This is a genomic window from Cupriavidus sp. 22TCCZM04-2, from assembly GCF_057798895.1.
In genome coordinates this window covers 16833-40083 of the sequence record NZ_JBYOJS010000032.1, presented here as the reverse complement: position 1 = coordinate 40083, position 23251 = coordinate 16833, and the positions used below count along the sequence as shown (strand labels likewise).

The 23251-nt window shown below is 67.2% G+C and carries 23 protein-coding genes and 1 pseudogene; 11 read left to right on the top strand and 13 right to left on the bottom strand.

Annotated features, from left to right (window positions below):
- Window positions 1–917: 917 nt before the first annotated feature.
- Window positions 918–2300 carry an NCS2 family permease gene (locus tag AC3FKG_RS28725; RefSeq protein WP_483713258.1) on the bottom strand — a complete coding sequence of 461 codons (1383 nt, stop codon included), beginning with the start codon at window positions 2298–2300 and terminating at the stop codon, window positions 918–920.
- Between the two features lie 480 nt (window positions 2301–2780).
- On the opposite strand from AC3FKG_RS28725, the gene AC3FKG_RS28720 reads away from it, so the two are divergent.
- Complete coding sequence (locus AC3FKG_RS28720) at window positions 2781–2987, top strand: hypothetical protein (RefSeq protein WP_483713260.1); 207 nt, start codon at window positions 2781–2783, stop codon at window positions 2985–2987.
- A gap of 28 nt (window positions 2988–3015) precedes the next feature.
- Here the strand turns inward: AC3FKG_RS28720 and AC3FKG_RS28715 are convergent, their stop codons facing one another.
- On the bottom strand, window positions 3016–3639 hold the full coding sequence (locus AC3FKG_RS28715; protein WP_488744764.1) for an N-acetyltransferase: 624 nt from the start codon (window positions 3637–3639) through the stop codon (window positions 3016–3018).
- Window positions 3640–4225: 586 nt separating this feature from the next.
- On the opposite strand from AC3FKG_RS28715, the gene AC3FKG_RS28710 reads away from it, so the two are divergent.
- The 3 genes from AC3FKG_RS28710 (at window position 4226) to AC3FKG_RS28700 (ending at window position 6825) form a co-directional block, all read left to right on the top strand.
- Window positions 4226–5407: a WD40/YVTN/BNR-like repeat-containing protein gene (locus AC3FKG_RS28710; protein WP_488744763.1), complete on the top strand. Its 1182-nt coding sequence runs from the start codon at window positions 4226–4228 to the stop codon at window positions 5405–5407.
- Between the two features lie 14 nt (window positions 5408–5421).
- Entirely contained in the window at window positions 5422–5682 is a 261-nt protein-coding gene (locus AC3FKG_RS28705; RefSeq protein ID WP_483713264.1) for a MoaD/ThiS family protein, read from the top strand.
- 186 nt (window positions 5683–5868) lie between these two features.
- Entirely contained in the window at window positions 5869–6825 is a 957-nt protein-coding gene (locus AC3FKG_RS28700) for a chemotaxis protein (protein ID WP_488744762.1), read from the top strand.
- Window positions 6826–7077: 252 nt separating this feature from the next.
- Here AC3FKG_RS28700 and AC3FKG_RS28695 read toward each other — a convergent pair whose 3' ends face one another.
- Window positions 7078–7731 (bottom strand): peroxiredoxin, encoded by a 654-nt coding sequence (locus tag AC3FKG_RS28695; protein ID WP_483713266.1) that lies wholly within the window; start codon window positions 7729–7731, stop codon window positions 7078–7080.
- A 73-nt stretch (window positions 7732–7804) separates the two neighbouring features.
- On the bottom strand, window positions 7805–8242 hold the full coding sequence (locus tag AC3FKG_RS28690; RefSeq protein WP_483714449.1) for a universal stress protein: 438 nt from the start codon (window positions 8240–8242) through the stop codon (window positions 7805–7807).
- A 229-nt stretch (window positions 8243–8471) separates the two neighbouring features.
- Here AC3FKG_RS28690 and AC3FKG_RS28685 point away from each other — a divergent pair, with 229 nt between their 5' ends.
- Complete coding sequence (locus tag AC3FKG_RS28685; protein ID WP_483713267.1) at window positions 8472–10130, top strand: SulP family inorganic anion transporter; 1659 nt, start codon at window positions 8472–8474, stop codon at window positions 10128–10130.
- 9 nt (window positions 10131–10139) lie between these two features.
- On the opposite strand, the gene AC3FKG_RS28680 is transcribed toward AC3FKG_RS28685, so the two are convergent.
- Together AC3FKG_RS28680 and AC3FKG_RS28675 are read right to left on the bottom strand one after the other, a co-directional pair.
- Entirely contained in the window at window positions 10140–10343 is a 204-nt protein-coding gene (locus tag AC3FKG_RS28680) for a CopG family transcriptional regulator (RefSeq protein WP_483713268.1), read from the bottom strand.
- Between the two features lie 83 nt (window positions 10344–10426).
- Window positions 10427–12037: a phospholipase D family protein gene (locus AC3FKG_RS28675; RefSeq protein ID WP_483713270.1), complete on the bottom strand. Its 1611-nt coding sequence runs from the start codon at window positions 12035–12037 to the stop codon at window positions 10427–10429.
- 120 nt (window positions 12038–12157) lie between these two features.
- Between AC3FKG_RS28675 and AC3FKG_RS28670 the strand changes: the two genes are divergently transcribed.
- A complete protein-coding gene (locus AC3FKG_RS28670; RefSeq protein WP_483713272.1) occupies window positions 12158–12364 on the top strand; it encodes a DUF6494 family protein in 207 nt (68 codons plus the stop codon).
- Window positions 12365–12373: 9 nt separating this feature from the next.
- On the opposite strand, the gene AC3FKG_RS28665 is transcribed toward AC3FKG_RS28670, so the two are convergent.
- The 5 genes from AC3FKG_RS28665 to AC3FKG_RS28645 all read right to left on the bottom strand — a co-directional run bounded on the left by AC3FKG_RS28665 (window position 12374) and on the right by AC3FKG_RS28645 (window position 18130).
- Window positions 12374–13483, bottom strand: a complete 1110-nt coding sequence (locus tag AC3FKG_RS28665; protein WP_488744761.1) for a dihydrolipoamide acetyltransferase family protein — start codon at window positions 13481–13483, stop codon at window positions 12374–12376.
- A gap of 34 nt (window positions 13484–13517) precedes the next feature.
- Window positions 13518–14495 carry an alpha-ketoacid dehydrogenase subunit beta gene (locus AC3FKG_RS28660; RefSeq protein WP_483713275.1) on the bottom strand — a complete coding sequence of 326 codons (978 nt, stop codon included), beginning with the start codon at window positions 14493–14495 and terminating at the stop codon, window positions 13518–13520.
- A 12-nt stretch (window positions 14496–14507) separates the two neighbouring features.
- On the bottom strand, window positions 14508–15605 hold the full coding sequence (gene pdhA / locus AC3FKG_RS28655) for a pyruvate dehydrogenase (acetyl-transferring) E1 component subunit alpha (protein WP_483713276.1): 1098 nt from the start codon (window positions 15603–15605) through the stop codon (window positions 14508–14510).
- 244 nt (window positions 15606–15849) lie between these two features.
- Complete coding sequence (locus AC3FKG_RS28650; RefSeq protein WP_483713277.1) at window positions 15850–16662, bottom strand: MetQ/NlpA family ABC transporter substrate-binding protein; 813 nt, start codon at window positions 16660–16662, stop codon at window positions 15850–15852.
- A 193-nt stretch (window positions 16663–16855) separates the two neighbouring features.
- Complete coding sequence (locus AC3FKG_RS28645; RefSeq protein ID WP_483713279.1) at window positions 16856–18130, bottom strand: O-acetylhomoserine aminocarboxypropyltransferase/cysteine synthase family protein; 1275 nt, start codon at window positions 18128–18130, stop codon at window positions 16856–16858.
- Window positions 18131–18394: 264 nt separating this feature from the next.
- On the opposite strand from AC3FKG_RS28645, the gene AC3FKG_RS28640 reads away from it, so the two are divergent.
- From AC3FKG_RS28640 to AC3FKG_RS28630, 3 genes and pseudogenes are all read left to right on the top strand, one after another.
- Window positions 18395–19294 carry a ketopantoate reductase family protein gene (locus AC3FKG_RS28640; protein ID WP_483713281.1) on the top strand — a complete coding sequence of 300 codons (900 nt, stop codon included), beginning with the start codon at window positions 18395–18397 and terminating at the stop codon, window positions 19292–19294.
- Window positions 19295–19385: 91 nt separating this feature from the next.
- Window positions 19386–19538, top strand: a pseudogene (locus AC3FKG_RS28635) (ABC transporter permease); the annotation flags it as partial.
- Window positions 19539–19624: 86 nt separating this feature from the next.
- Window positions 19625–20392 (top strand): class I SAM-dependent methyltransferase, encoded by a 768-nt coding sequence (locus AC3FKG_RS28630; protein WP_488744760.1) that lies wholly within the window; start codon window positions 19625–19627, stop codon window positions 20390–20392.
- 13 nt (window positions 20393–20405) lie between these two features.
- On the opposite strand, the gene AC3FKG_RS28625 is transcribed toward AC3FKG_RS28630, so the two are convergent.
- Both AC3FKG_RS28625 and AC3FKG_RS28620 read right to left on the bottom strand, forming a co-directional pair.
- Window positions 20406–20759: a LysR family transcriptional regulator gene (locus AC3FKG_RS28625; RefSeq protein WP_483713283.1), complete on the bottom strand. Its 354-nt coding sequence runs from the start codon at window positions 20757–20759 to the stop codon at window positions 20406–20408.
- 322 nt (window positions 20760–21081) lie between these two features.
- Complete coding sequence (locus tag AC3FKG_RS28620) at window positions 21082–21315, bottom strand: IclR family transcriptional regulator (protein ID WP_483713285.1); 234 nt, start codon at window positions 21313–21315, stop codon at window positions 21082–21084.
- A gap of 471 nt (window positions 21316–21786) precedes the next feature.
- Here AC3FKG_RS28620 and AC3FKG_RS28615 point away from each other — a divergent pair, with 471 nt between their 5' ends.
- Complete coding sequence (locus AC3FKG_RS28615; RefSeq protein WP_483713287.1) at window positions 21787–22257, top strand: hypothetical protein; 471 nt, start codon at window positions 21787–21789, stop codon at window positions 22255–22257.
- A gap of 110 nt (window positions 22258–22367) precedes the next feature.
- Complete coding sequence (locus AC3FKG_RS28610; protein ID WP_483713288.1) at window positions 22368–23114, top strand: IclR family transcriptional regulator; 747 nt, start codon at window positions 22368–22370, stop codon at window positions 23112–23114.
- Window positions 23115–23251: the final 137 nt, after the last annotated feature.

The following is a 23251-nucleotide window of genomic DNA, read 5'->3' as shown; positions in this document are numbered from 1 at the left end:
GCGGGGAATCCGGAATTGGAAGCTGGATCCAGTGGTCTACCTGAACCCCGAGCGGGCTGAGCTGGAGCCTAAGGAGTACCGGAAAGCAGCATAGCGGCGGACGCGACAACTACCTTGACACACGCCGGAGCGACAAAAGTAGGCAAAAACGCGTCCTCGCGGTCGACGAACGGCTCAATGGGTAAAGACGGTACAGGGCATAGCCAGACTGCCTGCCGCGTAGATGATCAGGATAGACACGTCAGATGAGCGACCCCGGATTACTTGGTGGCTCCTGCTAACCGCGCCATCGGTAGGACGCCTACGGCTGCGCTGCGCGCACTCAGTGAAAACCGAGGGAGGAGAAGGGAGGAAACGGAAGCACCAGCCTCTGTGCCGTTGATGTCGTCCGCCTGCCGACTACTGAGCCGCGCAGCAGCCGAAGGCGATGATGCGATAACGGTGGCAGTGTCGGGCCACGGACAGTTTCGGGGCTGGTTCAATCATTGCCGGAGAGCCTGCATACGGACGCGCTCCACGCGGCAGGCAGCCGTGCAGACTCTGAAGCTCATACCCGTACGAAATTCTTGGCACACTACGATCAATATTCGCCCGTTAGGGCAAGTCAACGCGTTTCTTGGTGACTTCTTGTCGCTTGGACAAGAAGTTACTCGCCGGCTACGCCGGCGAAACAGCGGCGCCTGCCAAGGGCAGCGACCCCAGTCATAACCACAGACTCCCCGCCGGCTATCGCCCGCGAAACAGCCGCGCATGCCAAGCACGGCGCCCCGCAATTCGCCCGAAGAACCAAAAAAAATACCCCGGGAAAGCAGGAATCCCGGGGCATAAATCCACCGTATGGCGGTGGAGGAGACATTGTTGAATTCACTCCGTACAGCCGCGCCAATGGCAGCGGCCATCCGATTGAAGTACCTGTTTCAGATTGCCCAGCCCCCGGCATAGAACGCGGCCAGCGCGATCGCGATCGCCACCGTACCGACATTGAGCTTGCGCCATTCGCCGGAGACGATGCGGCCGACCACCAGCGTGCAGAAGCCCAGCATGATGCCGGTGACGATATTGCAGGTCAGCACGATGAACACGGCGCACACCAGGCCCGACAGCGCATCGACCAGGTCGTCCATGTGCAGGCGCGAGACGCTCGAAAGCATCAGCAGGCCGACATACATCAGCGCGGGCGCGGTGGCATACGACGGCACTAGCGCCGCCAGCGGCGAGAAGAACATCACGGCCAGGAACAGCAGGCCGACCACCACGGCGGTCAGGCCGGTCTTGGCGCCGGCAGCGACGCCGACGGTCGATTCGATATAGGCGGCGGCCGGAGCGCCGCCGAACATGGCGGAGAAGATCGAGCTGACCGAGTCCGCGGTCAGCGCACGGCCACCGTTGCGGATGTGGCCGCTGGCGTCGAGCTGGCCGGCCTGGCCTGCCACGGCCCGAATGGTGCCGGTGGCATCGAACACCGCCGTCATCACCAGCGCCAGCACGCTCGGCAGCACGGCGGTGGACAGCGCGCCGCGGATATCCATGGCGCCGATCAGCGACTGGTGGCCGGGCGCGCTCAGCGAAGGCAGCGCGAATACGCCGGTGAACTTCACGGCCGGGTCGAAGATCAGGCCCAGCACGGAGATGGCGACGATCACCAGCAGGATGCCGCCCGGCACGCGCCGGCGCTCCAGGCCGAAGATGGCGGCCAGGCCCAGCACCGACATCACCACCGGGAACGAGGTGATCTTGCCCAGCGCGACAGGCAGGCCCGCGCCGCTGTTCTTGACCACCAGTCCGACCTCATTGGAAGCGATCAGCAACAGGAACAGCCCAATGCCGATTCCCGCGCCATGGGCCACGCCCGCCGGCAGGTTGCGCAGGATCCAGGAGCGCACGCCGGTGACCGAGATCGCGGTGAACACCACGCCCATCAGGAATACCGCGCCCAGCGCCACGGCCGGCGACAGTCCCTGCCCCAGCACCAGGCCGAAGGCCATGAAGGCCGTCAGTGAAATGGCGCAGCCGATGGCGATCGGCAGCTTGGCCCACACCCCCATCAGCAGCGAGCCGAACGCCGTGGTCAGGCATACCGCCACGAACACCGCGCTGGTGTCGAAGCCGGCCTTGCCGAGCATGCCCGGCACGACGAAGACCGCGTAGACCATGGCCATGAAGGTGGTTACGCCGGCCACGACTTCCTGGCGCCGCGTGCTGCCGCGCTCGGTGATCTGGAAATAGGCGTCGAGCTTGTTCCTGACTTCGCGGCGCGCGGAATCGACTTCCGTCACGGACGGATAGGGCTGTTCGATCATGATGATCTGTCTCCTTGCAGGGCGCTGCCCCGGCCGAGGGAAGGGCCGTGGACAGGCTTTGTCTCACGTGGTTCTAGGTATCGGCCGCGTCCATGCTCGCTGCGCGGCCGGTTTTATCGGTGTTGCCTCTTGTCGGTGCCTTCTGCATGGGCGTGATCCGGGCAAGGCTGAAGGCTAGGCGACGCGCGCCGACTCGTCATAACCCCGCCAAAATGCGCGGTATGCCTGGCGGGGAATAGTGAATGTGATGGATTGCCGCCTTCGCGGGCGACAACGGCCCGAAGGTGGCTCGGAGGCACGCCTGCAATATCAGCTGACGCAAATACGGCCTATAGGGGTTGTCCCGTATGTGTCGGGGTCCACTTCGATATACTAGGGATAACCCTCGAATCGGGTCGTCAGCGTCCTTGCAGGTCGACGCAGGTGCGGCTCGGTACGCTTCTCATCGACGTTCCCTCTACCCTTAGCCTGAGCCCTTTTATGCAAGTCCTTGCTGATACGCTTTATCGCCAGTCGCCGAGCCGCCGTCCGGCTGCTGTTGCCACCGACCTGACCCGCGACACAGACCTGTACGCCCGCATGGGCAACGGCCGTTCGCTTGCCGCGCGCGTGCGCGAATACTTTGCGCGCGGCTGGGCGCTGCATGTGGAGAATGCCCGCCTGGCAGCGCCCATCACCTGGCTCTGAACGCTTCAGAGCGCCGCCCCCAGCGGACTTAGTACATCCCCGTCGCTTCCTTGAAGCGACCCAGCGTCCAGCCATTGCCGAGCAGCACCATGCGTGTGTGCAGGTCATCCATGACGGCTGCGCTGACCCGTTCGCCCAGATAGGTGAGCGTCTTGTGGCGCAGGTCGACATAGCCCAGCGTGTACCGGTTGCCCAGCGATTGCCACAGCGCATAAGCCCCCGCAGACTGCCGGGCGCCGCTCAGCAGGCACAGTCCGCCATCGAGCGCCCAACGGTAAAGGCCCGACGCCAGGCCGCGGCGCTGGTAAGCCGGCGCAAACTTCGTGTGGGGCGAACGCACCCACGGGTCGGCGCGGCGGCCGACCTCGATCAGCCGGTTGAACACCGTATAGCCGGCAAGCCGGCCGCTGGCCACGTCTTCCACGTACACGAAAATCTCGCCGTCGGCCTCGCGAAAGCGCAGGCGCAGCCCCGGCAGCCCGCTGGGCTGCTCCGGCATCGCATTGAGCCGGTCGCCGGGGCGGCGCATGCGGTCATGCAGCGCGCCCAGTTCGTCTTCCACTTCGTCCCGTCCGGGGCTGACATCGATGCGCAATTCCAAGGCGCGTGCCAGTGCCTGCGCCGGACGGCGCAATGCGAAGGTCATGGTCATGAGGAGTCCCTCCGCTCAGGCGTTGAGGGCAACGTACACGATCACGAGCGCCAGCATGGCGCAAAGGGTGCGGCGGTAGATCTGTGGCATGGCTTTCTCCTGGATGCACGATGGATCGCGGCTGCCAACAGGGCAGCGGCATGCAAAGTGCCGTGCGGGAAAGCTCAGGTCGGGACGGGGGTCCGCCGAGCTGCCCGCACGGCCAGGAAAAGCACGGCCCGATGGGCCGGGGTCGCCGGCAAGCCGATGCGGGTGGCCATCGCCGGCGCGCACGCCGCCGCGCCATGCAGGGCATGGCGAAGCAGGGCGGGGGCGCGGAAAGAGCGTAGCATCGGCAAATAGAGGGGGAGGAACCGGCGTGGCGGGGCGCGGCCGGGGCAATGGGTCTTATCCCATAATTCTCCGTCTATGTCTATCCATTGTGCCGAGATCTGCGGTGAACAGCATCGATATGGCGCGTAGGACGAGTGGGTGGGCAACGAGTTAACGGCAACATCCTGCCGTCACATCGTAATTGTGAACACTGTCTACATATACTAGACTCGAAAGCACGCGCCCCTGAAGGGGCAATTCCGCGGGAGTCACGATGACTGCTACCAAGGCGCCGCATACCGAGCCCCATTCGATGCCGACTCCGGAATCCGGCCCGGCCATGCTGCTGGTCGCCACGATCAAGGGCGCGTGGTTCCTGACCAGTGATGCGGCCCGCCGCAATTGGACCCTGCGGGGACCGGTATTCCTGGGGCATACCATTCATCACATCGTGCAGGACCCGCGCGAGCCCCGGCGCATGCTGATGGCCGCACGCACCGGCCACCTCGGCCCGACCGTATTCCGCTCCACGGACGGCGGCGAGAACTGGACCGAAGCGACGCGTCCGCCCGCCTTTGCCAAGGCGCCCGAAGGCGAAACGGGCCGCGTCGTCGACCATGTCTTCTGGCTGACGCCGGGACACGCGTCCGAACCGGGCACGTGGTACGCCGGCACGTCTCCCCAAGGGCTGTTCCGGAGTACAGACCATGGTGCAAGCTGGGAATCCGTGACCGGTTTCAACGATCATCCGATGCGGCGCAGCTGGACCGGCGGCGAGCAGGACGGCACGCCCGACGGCCCCAAGCTGCATTCGATCCTGGTCGACCCGCGCGACCGGAAACACCTGTACATCGGCATGTCGAGCGGCGGCGTATTTGAAAGCACCGATGCCGGCGCCGACTGGAAGCCGCTGAACCGCGGCTGCGCCGCCAATTTCCTGCCGGACCCCGACGTCGAGTACGGTCACGACCCGCACTGCGTGCTCCAGCATCCGGCCGCGCCCGACATCCTTTACCAGCAGAACCATTGCGGCATCTACCGCATGGACCGGCGCGATGGAATCTGGAAGCGCATCGGCGACGCCATGCCGCGCGAAGTGGGGGACATCGGCTTCCCGATCGTCGCGCATCAGCGCGATCCGCGCACGGTGTGGGTGTTCCCGATGGATGGCAGCGACGTCTGGCCGCGCGTGAGCCCCGGCGGCAAGCCCGCGGCCTATGTCACGCGCGATGCCGGCGAAACCTGGCGACGCCAGGACCGCGGCCTGCCGCCCGCGCAGGCCTGGCTCACGGTCAAGCGCCAGGCCATGGCGGCCGATGCGCAGGCACCCGTGGGCGTGTACTTCGGCACCACCGGTGGCGAGGTCTGGGCCAGTGCCGACGAGGGCGAACACTGGCAGTGCATCGCCAGCCATTTGCCGCACATCTACGCGGTGCAGTCCGCGCGGCCGGCCTGAGCGAGGCCCGGGCGATGCGCGTGCATATTGCCTCGCCGCTGCTTTCCTACACCGGCCAGCAGCCGGTGGTGGAGGCGCATGGCGGCAGCATCGGCCAACTGCTCGAGGATCTCGACCGGCAATTCCCCGGCATGCGTTTCCGTATCGTCGACGAACAGGACAAGCTGCGGCCGTATATCCGCGTCTTCGTCAATCGCGTGCAGTGGATGAGGCTCGACGCGCCGCTGCACGACGAGGACGAAGTCCACATCCTGCAGGCACTGGCCGGCGGCTGAACGCCGCCGCGCCACGTGCGCCGCGCCCTGTGCCTTGATCTGGCGCGGGGGCGCGCCTTAAATCCCCCATCCCGCCTGCCGTTATCCAAGCATCGAACGTCTGCTGTCCGCCTGCCGCCAGGCCGCAGACCAGACCTACCGCAGCGGCAAACCAATCGGCCAATCGGCATGCAAGGGGAGCATCACATGAGCAGTTCGATGAGGGACATCGACGAGCGCACCAACCTGACCAACAACAACCAGTTCGAATTGCTGTTGTTCCGGCTGGGCGACGCCGAGCATTCAGGCCAGTCCGAACTGTTCGGCATCAATGTCTTCAAGGTCCGCGAAATCCTGGTGATGCCGCCGGTTACCACGGTGGTCGGCGCGGATCCGTCGATCCTCGGCATGGCCGATATCCGCGGCCAGGTGATTCCCGTGATCGACCTGCCGCGCCTGGTGGGCTGCAAGCCCGCGAACGGCCTGGGCATCCTGCTGGTCACCGAATATGCGCGGTCTACGCAGGGGTTTGCCGTGGAAGCGGTCGAAGAGATCGTCCGGCTGGAATGGAACCAGGTGCATTCGGCCGAGGCCAGCGTGCGCACCGGCCACGTGACCAGCATCGCCAAGCTCGATGCCGGCACCGACCTGGCGCGCCTGGTGCAGGTGCTCGACGTCGAGCAGATCCTGCGCGACGTGCTGCCGTCGCGCCAGCCGGACGTCGTTCCGGAATCCGTCGGGCCGCAGCTCGCGCTGCCGCCGGGCACCAAGGTGATCGCCGCCGACGATTCGGCGCTCGCACGCGGGCTGATCGAGCAGAGCCTGAAGGCGCTCGGCGCGCCGGTGGTCATGACCAAGTCGGGCAAGGAAGCCTGGGAGCTGCTCGACAGCATGGCGACCGAGGCGGCCAGCCACGGCCGCTCGATCCACGACGAGGTGGCGCTGGTGCTGACCGATCTGGAAATGCCCGAGATGGATGGCTTTACGCTGACCCGCCGGATCAAGGCGGACAGCCGCCTCAAGTCGCTTCCGGTGGTGATTCATTCATCGCTTTCTGGCGAGGCGAGCGAGGAACACGTCCGCAAGGTCGGCGCCGATGCCTATGTGGCCAAGTTCGTGGCCAAGGAACTGGCCGAGACGCTTCGCAGCGTCCTGGTGCACTGAACCGGACCCGGGTTGTATCGCATCAGGCACAGAATCGCTGCCGGTGCAACCATTTCCCCACACCGGCGGCCTGCCTAGAATTTAGGCACTCCAGTGTTTCCCAGTCCCGGCGCGCCTTGTGCGGTTGTCAATAGGCCGGATATCCACTGTTCCTGTGGATAGTTTTCCCGGTGATTCGGTCGCCTCATGCAAAAGTATGAGGCGGCGCCGGTAACCACCGGGGGCACGGACGGCTGCGCGCCCGCCGCAGGCCTATTTTGGCTGCGACACTACCCGTAGGTAGGGCTTCAGCGTCTTGAAGCCGTCCGGGTATTTCTTCCGGGCGTCCTCATCCGAAACCGAGGTCGGGATGATCACGTCTTCGCCCGGCTTCCAGTTGGCCGGCGTGGCCACGGCATGCTTAGCATTGAGCTGCAGGGCGTCCAGCAGCCGCAGGACTTCATCGAAATTGCGGCCGGCGCTCATCGGGTACGCGAGCATCGCCTTGATCTTCTTGTCCGGCCCGATCCAGAACACGGAGCGGATCGTGGCGTTATCCACAGCCGTGCGCGGACCGCCGCTGGCTTCCGGATGGATCATGTCGTAGAGCTTGGCCACCTTGAGGTCGGCGTCGCCAATCATCGGGTAGTTGACCGCGTGGCCCTGCGTCTCTTCGATGTCCTTGGCCCAGCGCGAATGATCGCCGACCGGGTCGATGCTCAGGCCGATAATCTTGGTATTGCGCTTCTCGAATTCGGGCTTGAGGCCGGCCATATAGCCGAGTTCGGTGGTGCAGACCGGCGTGAAATCCTTCGGGTGCGAGAACAGGATGGCCCAGCCGTCGCCGATCCATTCATGGAAACTGATCGGCCCCTGCGTGGTTTCGGCGGTGAAATCCGGAGCAACTTCGCCAATGCGAATCGCCATGATCGAACTCCTTGGTCTTGTGGTGAAGGTGGGGAAACGGGCTGTCGCCCGCATGCCAGGCCCCTGCGCGCGCCTAGCGGAATACCAGCACGGGAATCGCGCTGTGGGTAAGGACCCGGTGCGTCTCGCTGCCGATCAGCATGGCCTGCAGGCCGCGCCGTCCGTGCGACGACATCACGATCAGGTCGCAATCTCTTTGCTGCGCCGTCTGCACGATGGCCTGCCACGGATGATCGTCCGTGGCGGTGACCGTATCGCATGGCACGCCTGCCTGCGTGGCCGCCCGGCTGAGCGCGGCCAGGAATTCGTCGGCATGGCGCGCCGCTTCCGCAGCGAATGTCTCGCGGGTGTCCTGCAGGCTGGTGAGCCGGTAGGTCATCAGGTGGTACTGGGGAATCACATGCAGTCCGGTGACGCGGGCGCCGATCCGGCCGGCAAAGGTCATGGCGCGCGCAATCATCGCGTCGGCGCGGGGCGAGCCATCCGTGGGAACCAGGAAGTGCTTGAACATCGTGTCCTCCGCCTGCCAGTCCACTGAAAGCCGGCGCATTCCCGGCTGCACGCCCGGGTTCGCGCGGGCCACTCCAGTATAGGAATTGCCTGCCCGCCGCGACAGCCCTTCAGTGCGCTTTCCGCCATCGGTACGCCGCCGCCGGACGGGCTTGGCCGGTGTAGACGATAATTAACATACTGTTATCATCCGATGTGCTTATCGGTTCTCCGTCGACGAAGGTGCCCCAATGATTGCGTTGCGCGAAGCATGGCAGGCTGGATTGTTCCGCCGCGGGAACTGGCTTTCCAATATCGTTGCGGGGGCCATCGTCGGCGTGGTGGCGCTGCCGCTGGCCATGGCCTTTGCGATGGCTTCGGGGGCGAAGCCGGAGCAGGGGCTGTACACGGCGATCGTGGCCGGCCTGCTGGTCTCGGCGACCGGCGGCAGCCGGGTGCAGATCGCCGGGCCGACCGGGGCGTTCATCGTCATCCTGTCGGGCATCACGGCAAAGCATGGCATCGACGGCCTGCAGATCGCCACGCTGATGGCCGGCCTGATCCTGGTGGCCATGGGGCTGACACGGCTTGGCAGCGTGATCCGCTATATCCCGGCGCCGGTGATCGTTGGCTTCACCGCAGGCATCGGCGTGATCATCTTCGTCGGCCAGTGGCGCGACTTCTTCGGCCTGCCCGCGGTCGCCGGCGACCATTTCCACCAGAAGCTCTGGCACCTGCTGCAAGTCTTGCCGCATCTGCATCCGGCCACCACGGGGATCGCGCTGCTGAGCCTGCTGCTGGTGGTCGGCACGCCGCGCGTACCCTGGCTGCGGCGCATTCCGGGGCCGCTGGTGGCGCTGGTGGCGGCCACCGCTATCCAGGCGCTGTTCCACTTCGATGGCGTGGCCACCATCGGCAGCGCCTTCGGTGGCCTGCCGCGCGGCTTGCCGGGGCTGTCGCTGCCCGAGGTCACGCTCGCGCGCGTGCTGGAACTGGCCGGGCCGGCCTTCACCATCGCGATGCTCGGTGCGATCGAATCGCTGCTGTCCGCCGTGGTCGCCGACGGCATGGCCGGCACGCGCCATGACTCCAACCAGGAGCTGGTGGGGCAGGGGCTGGCCAACGTGGTCGCGCCGCTGTTCGGCGGCTTTGCCGCGACCGGCGCCATCGCGCGTACTGCGACCAATATCCGCAATGGCGGCAACAGTCCGCTGGCGGGCATCACCCACGCCGTGACGCTGGTGCTGGTGGTGATGTTCCTGGCGCCGCTGGCCGCCAATGTGCCGCTGGCCGCGCTGGCGGCGATCCTGTTCGTGGTGGCCTACAACATGAGCGAGCTGCGGCATTTCGCGCGCATGGTGCGCCGCGCGCCGCGGGCGGACGTGGCCATCCTGCTGATCACGTTCTGCCTGACCGTACTGACCGACCTGGTGGTGGCGGTCAATATCGGCGTGATCCTGGCCATGCTGCAGTTCCTGCGGCGCATGGCGGAGTCGGTGGAGGTGTCACGCCAGGATGCGCCCGACCTGGAGCACGAACTGTCGCGCGACGGCGGGGCGCCGTCCGGCCTGCCGGCCGGCGTGCTGGTGTATGGCATCGACGGGCCGTTCTTTTTCGGCGCGGTGGAGAACTTCGAGCGGGCGCTGGTCCAGACCCATACCGATCCGCGTGTGCTGCTGATCCGGCTGCGCCGCGTGCCGTTCATGGACATGACCGGCCTGCAGACGCTGGAGGAGGTGATCGGCAAGCTCAGGCATCGCGGCGTGGCCGTGGTGCTGTGCGAAGCCAACGCGCGCGTGCGCCAGAAGCTCGCGCGCGCCGGCGTATTGGCGGCGCTGGGGGAGGGGAACTACCAGGAAACGCTGGCCGAAGCGACCGAGCGCTGTGCGCGGATCGCGCGGCAGGAATGACGTCCGGGCTCAGGCCTTGTCGGCCGGAGCCTTCTTGCGGCCGGCGGCCTTTGGCTTGGTGGCGTAGTCCACGCCGTGCTGGGCGAGATATTCGCGGATGAGTTGCCGCACCACTTGCGAGGGTGTCAGGTCCTGCGACGCGCACAGGGTCTCGAAAGCCTTCTTCTTGGCCGGATCGATCAGGATGGTGAGGCGGGCGGTCTTGGATTCCATGGAGCTCAGTCGCGATGCGCGGCGGCGATCGGAACCGCATTATATACAGGGCCAAAGCACGGCCAGATGCGCCGTCCGGCAGTCTATAGTTCTTCTTCGATCGGCAGCATCCGCAGCAGTCCCTGTCCGAGATGCTGCAGCGCGCCCATGCCCGGCTCGCTGTCATAGGTGCGCAGCAGGCCGTTCTCGCGCGTCACCCATTCCAGGTGGGCGGCGTTGCCGTCGGTGCCGGGTGCGAGCATGACCTTGTAGGCAACATCCAGCAGCGCCTGGTCCAGGTCCTTGCCAAGCGCTTCGCACAGCGGCGCGCTGTCGACCACCACGCCCATCTCGGTATTGAGCCGGGCCGAGCGCGGGTCCAGGTTGAGCGAGCCGACGAACAGCAGGTGCCGGTCCACCATATAGCTCTTCGCATGCAGGCTGGCGCGGCTTTTGCTGATCATGCTGCGGTGCGCGTGCTTGCCTTCATGCGCGATCTCGGCGTAGGCCGATGGCTTGAGTTCATAGAGTTCCACGCCGGCTTCGAGCAGGTCCTTGCGCCAGGGCGAATAGCCCGCGTGCACCGCACTGACGTCGGTGGCCGAGAAGGAGTTGGTCAGGATGCGCACCTTCACGCCGCGCCTTGTCATCTGCGCGAGCCAGTCCACCGACTTGCGGTCCGGCACGAAGTAAGGCGATACCAGCGCCAGTTCCTGTTGCGCGCTGCCGAGCAGCTTCGCCAGCTTGGGGATGGCATGGCTCGAATCGTCTTCGGGCGGCAGCGTGACCTTGGCCGCCTTGTCGGCGATCACAGCGGCGTGGCCCCAGTACGCCGGTAGCTTGCCGCTTTCGAGTGCCTGCGCGAGGCCGGACGCCAGCAGGGCCTGCGAATACTCGCCGCCGCGCGCTTCGGCGACATGCTGGTGGAGGTATTCGCGTATGTCCTGCAATTGCGCCGCCGCGTCCTCTGGCGGCCTGGCCAGCGCACTCACGGGGTACGCGGCGGCACCGTTCCAGTAGTCGTCGAACACGGCCGAGACCTCGGGCACCACGGGGCCGGCCAGCAACAGGTCGAGATCCGTGAAGTCCGAACCCTTGTCGGCCGCGAAATAGGCGTCGCCGATATTGCGGCCGCCCACGATGGTGGCCTGGTTGTCGGCCGTCATCGACTTGTTGTGCATGCGGCGGTTCAGCCGGCTGTAGTCGAAGGCCATCTGGGCCATGCGCAGGCTGCGTGCCGTGAACGGGTTGAACAGCCGGACTTCGATGTTCGGATGGTCGTCGAGCGCGGACAGGATGCGGTCCTGGCCGGACAGGTGCAGGTCGTCGAGCAGCAGCCGCACGCGCACGCCGCGGTCGGCTGCGGCGATGATATCGGCCAGCAGCGTCTTGCCGGTCAGGTCGCCGTCGTAGATGTAATACTGCACGTCCAGCGTGCGCCGCGCGGCCCTGGCCAGTGCCAGTCGCGCCACCAGTGCGTCCGGGCCGCTGGCGAGCGGATAGAAGGCCGACTGGCCCGGGTGCGCGGACAGCAGCGGCGCCATGGTGCGGCCCAGCAGCGTGCCGGCCGTATCGGTGACCGCGTGGGAGGCGACGCGCCCGTCCTGCGGCGGCAGGCTGGCGCAGCCCGCCATGAGCAGTGTGGCCGCCAGCAGCGATGCCAGGCGATACAGCCAGCGGTACGTTGGACTCGTGCGGTCATGGATGGCGGGCATCGCATCTCCTGGGCGGCCAGCCTCCTGTGTAGCGCGTTTTGCACGCGCGCGCCAGTCCTGCGGCACCTGCACTACTATCAAGGCGTAATCGGCAAGCGAACCACCCGTCAGGAGATCGACATGGACCAGGAAGCCTTCAACACGAGCATCCGCAAGTTCCTCAAGACCGTGGGTGTCGGTTCTCAGCGAGAGATCGAACAAGCCGTGGCCGCCGCGCTCGACAGCGGCGAGCTCGCCGGCAACGAGATCCTGCCAGTGAAGATGACGCTGGAACTTGGCAAGCTGAAGCTGAGCACGACGTTCGACGGCGAGATCCGCCTGGCCTGACCCCGCCGGCTATTCGGGCAGCGCCAGGTCGGCGATCACTGCGGCGAGGAAGCGCGCCGCCTCGCCGCCGGTGACCACGCGGTGGTCGAAGGTCAGGCTCAGCGGCATCACGCGGTGCACTGCCGGCACGCCGCCGGCGGCCACCACCTCGTCGCGGATGTGTCCGGCGCCGAGGATTGCCACGGTCGGCGGCACCACGATCGGCGCCGCATAGCGGCCCGCGATCATGCCGAAGTTCGAAAGCGTGATGGTGCTGCCGCGCATCTCTTCCGGCGCGATGGTGCGCGCCCGTATATCGGCGCGCATGCGATCCAGCCCGTGGCGAAGGTCGGCCGCGTCGCGGTTGCCCACGTTGCGCAGCACTGGCACGAACAGGCCCTCCGGCAGGTCCGCGGCAATGCCGACATCGATCTTCTGCATGACGTGGCGCTTGCCGGTCTGGCCTTCGTACCAGGCATTCAGGCCAGGTTCCGCACGGCAGCCGGCTACCAGCGCGCGCACCAGGCGGATGGTGACGTCATGCGCGCCCCGCCAGGCATGGATATCGGCATCGTCCATTACCGTTGCGGCGGCGACCTCGCTCTGCGCGCGCGCCATGTTCTGCGCCATCGCGCGGCGCACGCCGCGCAGGACCTCGCCCGGCCCCGTTTCGGCGAGTGTCGAAGCCACGCGCTCTACATCCGCGGCGGTGACCACGCCATCCGCACCGGACGGGTTTGCCATCGCCAGGTCCACGCCCAGTCGCCGCGCCAGTGCGCGCACGGCCGGCGTCGCCTTGATGCCGGCGCCGCCCGCGCCGGGCGCGAGCGGCGTGGCCGATTCCGACACCACGTGCGAGCCGACCTTGACCGCGCCGACCACCGTCCCCGCATCGGCATCATCGCCGGCGCCCTCGAAGCCCGCGAGCGGCGCGCCAAGGTGGACGATGTCCCCGGTCTGCGCAAACAGCTTGCCGACCGTGCCCGCGTAAGGCGACGGAATCTCGACGATGGCCTTGGCGGTTTCCACCGACAGCAGTGGCTGGTCGACGGCCACGGTGTCGCCGGCCTTCACATGCCAGGTCACGATCTCGGCCTCCTGCAGGCCTTCGCCCAGGTCGGGCAGCTTGAACACTCTCATGGTTGCGTCCCCGGATTTTCTTCCCCAGATTCGGTCAGGCAGCCAGCGCCTTGCGCACGGCATCGACGATGCGCGCCACGCTCGGCAGGTAGGTATGCTCGAGCCGCGAAAGCGGCACCACGGTGTCAAAGCCGGTCACGCGTTGCACCGGCGCCGCCAGCGAGTACAGGCCGGCATCGGCCAGCCCCGCGGCAATCTCCGCGCCGAAGCCCGCCGTGCGCGGCGCCTCGTGGACGATCACGCAACGGCTCGTGCGCGCCACCGATTCGAGGATGGTCTGCATGTCGAGCGGCTTGAGCGTGGCCACGTCGATCACGGCGGCGGACACGCCTTCCTCGGCGAGCTGGTCCGCCGCGGCCAGCGTTTCCTGCAGCATCGCGCCCCAGCTCACCAGCGTGACATCGCTGCCGTCGCGCAGCGTGAAACAGGCATCGAGCGGCAAGGCCGCGCCATCGTTGACGACCTCCTGGCGGAACAGCCGGTACAGGCGCGTCGGCTCCAGGAAGATCACCGGGTCGGGGTCGTTGATCGCGGCCAGCAGCAGGCCATACGCGCGCGCCGGCGACGACGGGATGACCACGCGGATGCCCGGCATGTGGGCGAACATCGCCTCGGGGCTTTCCGAATGATGCTCGGGCGCATGAATGCCCGCGCCGAACGGCGAGCGCACCACCAGCGGACAGCCCAGCCGGTTGCGCGTGCGGTGCCGCATGCGCCCGGCGTGGTTGATGATGTTGTCGATGGCCGGATAGATAAAGCCGGTGAACTGGATCTCGGCCACGGGCTTGAGCCCCATCGCCGCCATGCCGATGGCCGCGCCGACAATGCCGGATTCGGCCAGCGGCGTGTCCAGCACGCGCTGTGGTCCGAAGCGAGCCTGCAGGCCGACCGTGGCGCGGAACACGCCGCCGTTCACGCCGATGTCCTCGCCCAGCAGCAGTACGTCGGGATCGTGTTCCAGCGCGTAGCCCAGGGCCTGGTTGACGGCCTCGACCAGAGTGATTTCAGCCATGATGCGCGCGCCTCAGTTCGGGTTGGGCTGGTGCGGCGCGGCGTAGCGCCGTGCCGTCGCCAGCTGTTCCTGCAACGCCGCCGGCATGGTGGCGAACAGGCAGTCGAACATCGCAGCCGGATCCGGCGGGGGCAGCGACAGATACGCTTCCACGGCCTGCGCCACCTGTTGCGAGCATTCGCGCACCAGCGCCTCCTCGCGGCCCGCGTCCCAGGCACCGAGCTTGACCAGGTGTTCGCGCAGCCGCAGCAGCGGCTCCGCCTGCCAGTGCGCCTTGACGGTCGACTCGTCGCGGTAGCGCGACGCATCGTCGGCCGTGGTGTGATCGCCCAGCCGGTAGGTGACGGCCTCGATCAGCGTGGGTCCGTCGCCGGCCCGCGCGCGCTCGATCGCCTCGCCCACGCGGTGCCGCACGGCGACCACGTCGTTGCCATCGATCTGCTCGCCCGGAATGCCCGCCGCGATCGCCTTCTGCGCCAGCGTATGCGCGGCCGTCTGGCGGCTGCGCGGCATCGAGATGGCCCATTGGTTGTTGCTCACGACGATGACCAGCGGTGCATGCCACGCGCCGGCCATGTTCATGCCCTCGTAGAAATCGCCCTTCGAGGTGCCGCCATCGCCGAGCATGCAGACCGCTACGCGCGGTTCGTTGCGCAGCAAGAAGGCATAGGCCACGCCCGCGGCATGGCCAACCTGCGTGCCGATCGGCACGTTGTTGCCGAAGTCATGCGGCGCCGCCGCAAAGCCGCTGCCGCGTTCGTCGCCGCCCCAGTACAGCAGGCTCTCGGTCATGCTGACGCCGCGCACGAACTGCGCGGCATGCTCGCGATAGGACGGCACCAGCACGTCCTCGCGGCGCATGGCGCTGGCCACGCCGACGCCGACGGCTTCCTGTCCGAGCGCCGACGCGAACGTGCCGATCTTGCCCGTGCGCTGCAACGCAATGGCCTTGAGGTCGAACTGGCGGGTCAGCACCATGGCGCGGTACAGCGGCAGCAGCGCGTCCGGATCGGTGGCGAATGGCGGGAGAGGGGAAGAAGAAACCGGGGATGCGCCCGGCGGGTCCAGGTATCGTGTGTAGCCGATGTCAAAGCTCGCAACCGTGCCCATGTGGGAGGCCTCCGATGTGCGTGTCAGGGATCCCGCGCTACCTTGTGGGATAGCGGGACCGCGTCGGGTTGCTTTGAGTTTAGGGCATCGGCACGCGCGTGGGGGACGGAAAGCGGCGCTTGTGTTACTCCGGGCGCAGAAGCGTAATGGGGTCGCCCATGCCGTGCTGCAGCAAGCGGAGCCTTTAAAACAAGAAAGGCTCCCGATGGGAGCCTTTCCATGCTGGCTGCGTTCAGCCGTTGGCTTACTTCTGGTAAGCCGGCGGCACGAAGCCCGCGAAGCGCTGCTGCGCCACGGCCTTGAACTCGGCCGACTGGTAGGCGTCGCGGATGTCCTTCACGAACGGCTTGTTCAGGTCCGCCGTCTTCACCGCCACCAGGTTCATGTAGTAGTCGGGAATCTTCTCGAGCGCCAGCGCCGAGGCCAGCTTCAGGCCGGAGGCCAGCGCGAAGTTGCCGTTGACGAAGCCATAGTCGACGTCGTCGAGCGAGCGCGGCAGCTGCGCGGCTTCGAGCTGGATCAGCTTGAGCTTGTGCGGGTTGCTGTCGATGTCGCGCTCCGAGGCGCGGATCATGTCCGTGCCCGGCTTGAGCGTGACCCAGCCGATCTGCTGCAGGATGGTGATGGCGCGCGCGAGGTTGCTCGGGTCATTGGGCAGCGATACCGTGGCGCCGGGCTTCACTTCGGTGAGGGCCTTGTGCTTGTTGCTGTAGATGCCGATCGGCGCCGTCGGCACCTGGACCACTTCGGAGAGCTGCAGCTTGCGGTCGGCCGAGAACTTCTTCAGGTAGGCCACGTGCTGGAACGCGTTGGCGTCGATCGCGCCATCGGCCAGCGCCAGGTTCGGCTGCACGTAGTCGCTGAACTCGACGATGGTGACCTTGTAGCCGCGCTTTTCCAGCACGGGCTTCACGCCATAGCGGATCTGGTCCGCGTACGGGCCGGCCGTTGCGCCAAAGCGGATTTCCTTCTTGTCCGGCTCGGCAGCGCCTGCTGCCTGCATCACGCCAATTGCCAGCACGGCTGCGAACAGCCGGATCCCCTTGCCGATCTTCATCAAAGCTCCCGTATTTTGGAATAGCGCAGCCATCGGGCTGCATGGTCGGGCCATTGTAGGAAGGAGCAGACAAGGAAGGAACGAGTGTTTCGTCATGCCCATATGCTGAAAGCGCATATGGGCGGCGGCGAAGAACGCCGCAGGCAGCAGGACCGCGCGCCCCATGCGGGTACACGCGGTTGCGTCATCCCGCTCAGGCAGCGTTCAGCGCGCGGTCGAGGTCCTCGAGCAGGTCGTCGATATGCTCGATGCCGATCGACAGGCGCACCATGTCTTCGCTCACGCCCGCGGCCTTTAGTTCATCGGCGTTGAGCTGGCGGTGCGTGGTGGACGCCGGGTGCGTGGCCAGCGACTTGGCGTCGCCGATATTGACCAGGCGCGTGAACAGCTGCAGCGCGTCGAGGAAGCGTGCGCCGCCTTCGCGCCCGCCGGCCTTCAGGCCGAACGACAGGATGCCGGGGCCGCGGCCGCCGAGGTACTTCTGCACCAGCGCGTGGTCGGCGTGATCGGGCAGGCCGGCGAAGTTGACCCAGTCCACCTTGGGGTGCTTCTGCAGGTGCCTGGCGATGGCCAGCGTGTTTTCGGTGATGCGGTCCAGGCGCAGCGCCAGCGTTTCAATGCCCTGCAGGATCAGGAACGCGTTGAACGGCGACAGCGCCGCGCCGGTATTGCGCAGCGGCACCACGCGTGCGCGGCCGATGTAGGCCGCCGGGCCCAGCGCTTCGGTATAGACCACGCCGTGGTAGGACACATCCGGTTCATTCAGGCGCTTGAAGCGCGCCTTGTGCTCGGCCCACGGGAACTTGCCGCTGTCGACGATGGCGCCGCCCACGCTGGTGCCATGGCCGCCGAGGTACTTGGTCAGCGAATGCACGACGATGTCCGCGCCGTGCTCGAAGGGCCGGCACAGGTATGGTGACGGCACGGTGTTGTCGACGATCAGCGGCACGCCGTGGCTGTGCGCCACGCGCGCAATGGCTTCGATGTCGACCACATTGCCGAGCGGGTTGCCGACCGATTCGACGAACACTGCCTTGGTGCGCTCGTCGATCAGGTCGCCGAAAGCCGCCGGGTTGCGGCCATCGGCGAAGCGCGTTTCGATGCCCGACTGCGGCAGCGTGTGCGCGAGCAGGTTATAGGTGCCGCCGTAGAGCTGGCTCGACGAGACGATGTTGTCGCCGGCCTCCGCGATGGTCTGGATCGCGTAGGTGATGGCCGCCATGCCCGAGGCCAGCGCCAGCGCGCCCACGCCGCCTTCCAGCGCGGCCAGGCGCTGCTCCAGCACGTCGTTGGTCGGGTTCATGATGCGGCTGTAGATGTTGCCGGGCACCTTCAGGTCGAACAGGTCGGCGCCGTGTTGCGCGCTGTCGAACGAGTACGCGACGGTCTGGTAGATCGGCACCGCGACGGCGCGCGTGGTGGGGTCGGACGAATAGCCGCCGTGGACGGCAATGGTTTCAAGTCTCATGATCGGGTCGTTCTTGGTCGGGTGCTGGAGCGGCATGCGCGAGGAAGATGCCGGATGAAGCCGCGGCGTACGTTGCGCCGGGCTTGCGCATGGTAGCAGCACAGGATGTCCGAGGCGATGCGCGGCAAAGAACCAAATTGCATTTGCATATGCGCGGCCCTGCGCAGCTGCCCTGTCATAATCGCCTTCATGCAGGCGACGGCGGGCTGGGGTATGGCGCCCGCGTCGCGCACCATCGGGTTCACAGCAGGGAGCGTGCAAATCATGAAAGTCGCAGTGATGGGTGCCGGAGCAGTCGGTTGCTACTACGGCGGGATGCTGGCGCGGGCCGGCCACGAGGTGGTGCTGATCGCCCGGCCGCAACACGTGCGGGCCATCGAGGCGCGCGGCCTGCGCCTGGAAACGCAATCGTTCGACGAGCAGGTCAGGGTGTCGGCGAGCACAGAGGCGAGCGCGGTGCAGGGCGCGGATCTCGTGCTGTTCTGCGTGAAATCCACCGACACGCAGGGCGCGGCACTGGCCATGAAGCCGGCGCTCGCGCCGGACGCGCTGGTGCTGTCGCTGCAGAACGGCGTCGAGAATGCCGAGACGCTGCGTGGCCTGCTGGAGCAGGAGGTGGCTGCGGCGGTGGTCTATGTCGCCACCGAGATGGCGGGCCCGGGACACGTCAGGCACAACGGGCGCGGTGAACTGGTGATCGAGCCGACCAGCCAGGGCGAGCGCCTCGCCAGCACGCTGGCCGCGGCCGGCGTGCCGGTCGAGACTTCCGGCAATGTGCGCGGCGCACTGTGGGCCAAGCTGATCCTCAACTGCGTGTACAACGCGCTGTCGGCGATCACGCAGTTGCCGTATGGCCGGCTGGTGCGCGGCGAAGGCGTGGAGGCCGTGATGCGCGATATCGTCGCGGAATGCCTCGCGGTCGCGCAGGCCGACGGCGTGATCCTGCCCCCGGATACTGCGCTGGCGGTGAGCCGCATCGCGCAGACCATGCCCGCGCAGACGTCATCGACCGCGCAGGATCTCGCGCGCCGCAAGCGCAGCGAGATCGACCATCTCAATGGCCTGATCGTGCGCCGCGGCGATGCACTCGGCATTGCCGTGCCGGCCAACCGCTTGCTGCACGCGCTGGTGCGGCTGATCGAGGACAAGCAGCAGGCCGGCTGATCGTTCCCTGCAGTGCAAGGCTCGTAGCCGCTCACCGAGCCTGCCATGACTGCAACCCTCCATGGCGGTCAGCCGAGCCGCCGGTCCTACGCTGTGGCCGCTCGCACTGAACGCCTATGCGGGCTTTCGCGGCGTGCCCGAGACGCTGCGCATGGCCGGGCGCAACTACGGGCTGCGTGGCGTGCGCTATGTGGTGCTGATCCTGGTGCCGGCGGCGCTGCCTGCGATCCTCTGGGGCATGCAGCACTGAGTCGCTTGCCCCTCACCTCGGGCGGGAGTAGTGTACGGCTCCCGTTATATCCAACGCGACACAGCGAGACCGGAGACGCCATGACAGGGATTCACCACGCCGCCGCCGAAGGATTTTCCGCCCAGGCCGCCACCTACGCGCGCGGCCGCCCCGATTATCCGGAAGGCATTGACGACTGGCTGCGCGGGACGCTCGGTCTCGGCCCTGGAAAAGCGGTCATCGACCTTGGCGCCGGCACGGGCAAGTTCACGCGCCGTCTGGCTGCGACGGGCGCGGCCGTCATCGCGGTCGAGCCCGTCGACGAGATGCGCGCGCAGTTGTCCGCGGCGTTGCCCGCGGTGCAGGCCGTGGCGGGTACGGCCGAGGCGATTCCGCTACCCGACGCGAGCGTCGATGCCATCGCCTGCGCGCAGGCCTTCCACTGGTTCGCCAACGACCGCGCCATGGCCGAGATCCGCCGCGTGCTGCGCCCGGGCGGCAAGCTCGGCCTGGTGTGGAACGTGCGCGACGAGAGCGTGCCGTGGGTCGCCAGGCTTACCGCGATCATGATGCCGCTGGAGGGCGATGCGCCGCGCTTCTACAAGGGCGACTGGAAGCGGGTGTTCCCCGCGCCGGGGTTCGGCCCGCTGGCGCTGGAAAGCCTGCCTTACGTGCATGAAGGCCCGCCGCAGCAGGTTATTGTCGATCGCGTGATGTCGGTCAGCTTCATTGCGTCGCTGCCACCCGGGCAGCAGGCCACCGTGCGTGCGCAGTTGCAGGCCGTGATCGACCAGGAGCCGGCGCTGGCCGGCCACGCGCAGGTGGCGTTTCCGTACCGGACCGAGGCTTACAGCTGCACGCGCCTGTAGCGGCTTCGGCGGCCTACATGGTGGCTTGCCGTACCCAGAACTGCACGGGGCCATCGGGTGGCATCGCGGCATCCGTTGCCCCGGGCTCGCGTGCCACGCTATCGAGAATATCGCGCCACATCGCCAATACGCGTTGCGCCCGGGGCAGCGCGCGGATGCCGGCCGGCGTGGGCAGCCAATGTGGACTGCCCACGCTGAACAGCGCCGTATCGAGCGCGGACTCCAGGCTGCGTAGTTGATAGTGCAGCCGTTGCGGCTGGATGCCCAGCTCGGCGGCCGCACGGCCGAGGTCCTGGTGACGCATGAGCGCGACGAACGCGCGCAAGGACAGCAGGCTGACGCGCCGGTTCTTCAGGTGGTGTGCCATGCAGGGAGCCAGGCCGGGGGGGGGGGGGGGCGGGGCGGCGGGGGGGGGGGGGCGGGGGGGGGGGGGGGGGGCCCGAGGGCGGCCGGCGGCCGGCCCCCCCCCCCGCGGGCGGGGGGGGGCGGCCCCCGCGGCGTGGTGCAGGTAAAGCGCTGATCGTAGCCACCGTGGTGGCGACCTTGAGTCAGAAGCTTCCGCAACGATATTGCGATTCGTCGGAAGCTTTGGCGGATCTGCTTGGGCTGTTTCCCTGGCGGGACTGGGAAAGGGGAGAGGAGAAGCGGGACAAATGGCGCAGCGGGGCGGCAGCGCGCCCCGCGTGGTTTCAGTGCATGGGCAACTGGCCCAGGGCGGTCAGCGCCAGCACGACTTCGGGTGACAGGCGACGCTCGCTGCACTGCACGCCCGCGGTTTCCAGTGTGGTCCAGAGGTCGGCATCGCCGGTGACGATCCGCTGCCTGAGGTAGGCGAGATAAGTGTGCTCGGACGGCGTCAGCGGTCGCGGTGCGCTGCGCAAGTCATCCAGGATGTCGCAAAGCGAAATGTTGGGAGGGGTCATACCAATGCGAAAAGTAAAGCTGCGGCGGAAGGTAACGCATGATTCTATCCATGCCATGCATTAACGGCTTCACCAAAAGCAGGCAATAACCCTTCTAATTCGGGCAGGGAACGCACAGGCGTCGCATACGTGGCGCGCCATGCCACCTCATGTGGCTTAAGCCGCCTTTGCCGTTGCCCTGCGAACGCGAACATGGAAAATGTTGTTGCGGAAAAACGCCATCGTTCGCGCTGTGCGTGATCGAGGAGCGCTTCAACGACAACCCGCGCGCCGACGCGCCACGGCTTCCCATGGAGTGAACGCTGAACGGGTGCGCTGCACGAGGCACTCGTGTCCCGCCAGGGTTGGCGCCTTCTGTTCTGGCCGGAATATTTCTGCGGCCGCGCGCGTATAGCCTATACAACAGCTATCAGGCGAGGTCGCAATGGGGGTTGCTCGCAACGGCCCCGATGACTGCACAGGAGGTTAGCCATGAACGGTGCAGCGAGATGGGCGGCGGCAGGGGTGTTCGTTTTCGGCCTTGGTGCCGGGACGCCCGCGCTGGCCGACGAGGAATGGAGCACGGGACCGCCCTGCCAGCCAGTCGTGGGCCAGGCGGTGGTCAACGGCCAGTGGCAGCAGGTGGGCGGACTGGCCTGCCTGCAAGCTGACGGCAGCTGGCAACTGGTCGATGGCGGCGGCGATTACTACCAGACGCCCTACTACTACGACGACAGCTATCCCGGGTATTGGGCTCCCGTAGCGGTCGCCTATGGCGCATTCGTCTTTGTGGATCGCCATCACCACGTGCATCCGATGCAACACGTGTACTTCCGCCGCATGGGCGGCGCGGGCTGGGGCGCGCGAGGCGTGCGTGTCATGCCGCGCGGTGGCATGGGCGGCGGAGCGGCCCGCGGAATGGGCGGCGCCATGGGGGGCGGCCGCGGCGGCGGGCACCGCTGATGGCCTGACCGGGCATCCCATTGACAAGGACAGGCCTGTTCTATACGGTGGCTGCTCGTTCCGTCATGCCGGCGTGCCATGCACGCCGGTTTTCCTTTCCGCGCCAGTCCATGCCACGCAAAGCCGCCCAGGTCTCCGAAGCCGACAAGCACGCCGCCGAAGGCGGTGCCGTTGCCGTGGACCGTGCGCTGTTCGTGCTGTCGGCGTTCCGGCTTGGCGATACCTCGCTCGGGCTGGCCGAACTCGCACAGCGTTCCGGCCTCTATAAAAGCACGCTGTTGCGGCTGCTGGCGTCGCTGGAGCATGCCGCGCTGGTGCAACGGCTGCCTGACGGACGCTACAGCCTGGGGCCCGAGGTGGCGCGGCTCAACGCGGTCTATGCCGCGTCGTTTTCGCTCGAGGCCGTTGTCATGCCGGTGCTGCGCGCGCTGGTACAGGCCACGCGCGAAAGCGCCGCGTTCCATGTCGAGCAGGGCGAACACCGGCTGTGCCTGTACCGGGTCGATTCGCCGCAGCCTGTGCGTGACCACATCCGCGCGGGCGAACTGCTGCCGCGCGACCGCGGCGCCGGCGGCCGCGTGCTGCGCGCGTTTGCCGGCGAGGCCGGCGAACTCTACGAGCGCATCCGCCGCCAGGGGGTGATTGCGCTGGTCGGCGACCGCAGCCCCGAGATCGCGGGCGTTTCGGCGCCGGTGTTCGGCCCGGACGGCGCCCTGGCCGGTGCGCTGACGCTGACCTGCCCGGCCAGCCGGTTCCGCGAAGATTTCCGTGACGATGTCCTGGGCGCGGCGCGCGCGCTGACCCAAGGCCTGGGCGGCAATTTCCCCGATTTCCCGGAGCTGCCGGCGGCGGCCTGATGCCGTTGCCCGGGCGGCGTTGTGGCGGGGTGACCCGGCTTGTCGGGGGTGCCCCTTGGCAGCCGCGGCGGGATATCATTCGCGGTCGCCCCCTTCACCCGTGCCCTCGTATCGGTCGACGGCGCGCCTCATGGCTT

Bases quoted from the DNA above. Each gene is read 5' to 3' on its own strand.
- pdhA (WP_483713276.1), bottom strand. From the start codon at position 15,605: ATGGGCACGGTTGCGAGCTTTGACATCGGCTACACACGATACCTGGAC.
- AC3FKG_RS28680 (WP_483713268.1), bottom strand. From the start codon at position 10,343: ATGGAATCCAAGACCGCCCGCCTCACCATCCTGATCGATCCGGCCAAG.
- AC3FKG_RS28690 (WP_483714449.1), bottom strand. From the start codon at position 8,242: ATGTTCAAGCACTTCCTGGTTCCCACGGATGGCTCGCCCCGCGCCGAC.
- AC3FKG_RS28630 (WP_488744760.1), top strand. From the start codon at position 19,625: ATGACAGGGATTCACCACGCCGCCGCCGAAGGATTTTCCGCCCAGGCC.
- AC3FKG_RS28720 (WP_483713260.1), top strand. From the start codon at position 2,781: ATGCAAGTCCTTGCTGATACGCTTTATCGCCAGTCGCCGAGCCGCCGT.
- AC3FKG_RS28660 (WP_483713275.1), bottom strand. From the start codon at position 14,495: ATGGCTGAAATCACTCTGGTCGAGGCCGTCAACCAGGCCCTGGGCTAC.
- AC3FKG_RS28715 (WP_488744764.1), bottom strand. From the start codon at position 3,639: ATGACCATGACCTTCGCATTGCGCCGTCCGGCGCAGGCACTGGCACGC.
- AC3FKG_RS28675 (WP_483713270.1), bottom strand. From the start codon at position 12,037: ATGCCCGCCATCCATGACCGCACGAGTCCAACGTACCGCTGGCTGTAT.
- AC3FKG_RS28725 (WP_483713258.1), bottom strand. From the start codon at position 2,300: ATGATCGAACAGCCCTATCCGTCCGTGACGGAAGTCGATTCCGCGCGC.
- AC3FKG_RS28700 (WP_488744762.1), top strand. From the start codon at position 5,869: ATGAGCAGTTCGATGAGGGACATCGACGAGCGCACCAACCTGACCAAC.
- AC3FKG_RS28615 (WP_483713287.1), top strand. From the start codon at position 21,787: ATGAACGGTGCAGCGAGATGGGCGGCGGCAGGGGTGTTCGTTTTCGGC.
- AC3FKG_RS28625 (WP_483713283.1), bottom strand. From the start codon at position 20,759: ATGGCACACCACCTGAAGAACCGGCGCGTCAGCCTGCTGTCCTTGCGC.
- AC3FKG_RS28710 (WP_488744763.1), top strand. From the start codon at position 4,226: ATGACTGCTACCAAGGCGCCGCATACCGAGCCCCATTCGATGCCGACT.
- AC3FKG_RS28670 (WP_483713272.1), top strand. From the start codon at position 12,158: ATGGACCAGGAAGCCTTCAACACGAGCATCCGCAAGTTCCTCAAGACC.
- AC3FKG_RS28665 (WP_488744761.1), bottom strand. From the start codon at position 13,483: ATGAGAGTGTTCAAGCTGCCCGACCTGGGCGAAGGCCTGCAGGAGGCC.
- AC3FKG_RS28705 (WP_483713264.1), top strand. From the start codon at position 5,422: ATGCGCGTGCATATTGCCTCGCCGCTGCTTTCCTACACCGGCCAGCAG.
- AC3FKG_RS28685 (WP_483713267.1), top strand. From the start codon at position 8,472: ATGATTGCGTTGCGCGAAGCATGGCAGGCTGGATTGTTCCGCCGCGGG.
- AC3FKG_RS28695 (WP_483713266.1), bottom strand. From the start codon at position 7,731: ATGGCGATTCGCATTGGCGAAGTTGCTCCGGATTTCACCGCCGAAACC.
- AC3FKG_RS28620 (WP_483713285.1), bottom strand. From the start codon at position 21,315: ATGACCCCTCCCAACATTTCGCTTTGCGACATCCTGGATGACTTGCGC.
- AC3FKG_RS28640 (WP_483713281.1), top strand. From the start codon at position 18,395: ATGAAAGTCGCAGTGATGGGTGCCGGAGCAGTCGGTTGCTACTACGGC.
- AC3FKG_RS28645 (WP_483713279.1), bottom strand. From the start codon at position 18,130: ATGAGACTTGAAACCATTGCCGTCCACGGCGGCTATTCGTCCGACCCC.
- AC3FKG_RS28650 (WP_483713277.1), bottom strand. From the start codon at position 16,662: ATGAAGATCGGCAAGGGGATCCGGCTGTTCGCAGCCGTGCTGGCAATT.
- AC3FKG_RS28610 (WP_483713288.1), top strand. From the start codon at position 22,368: ATGCCACGCAAAGCCGCCCAGGTCTCCGAAGCCGACAAGCACGCCGCC.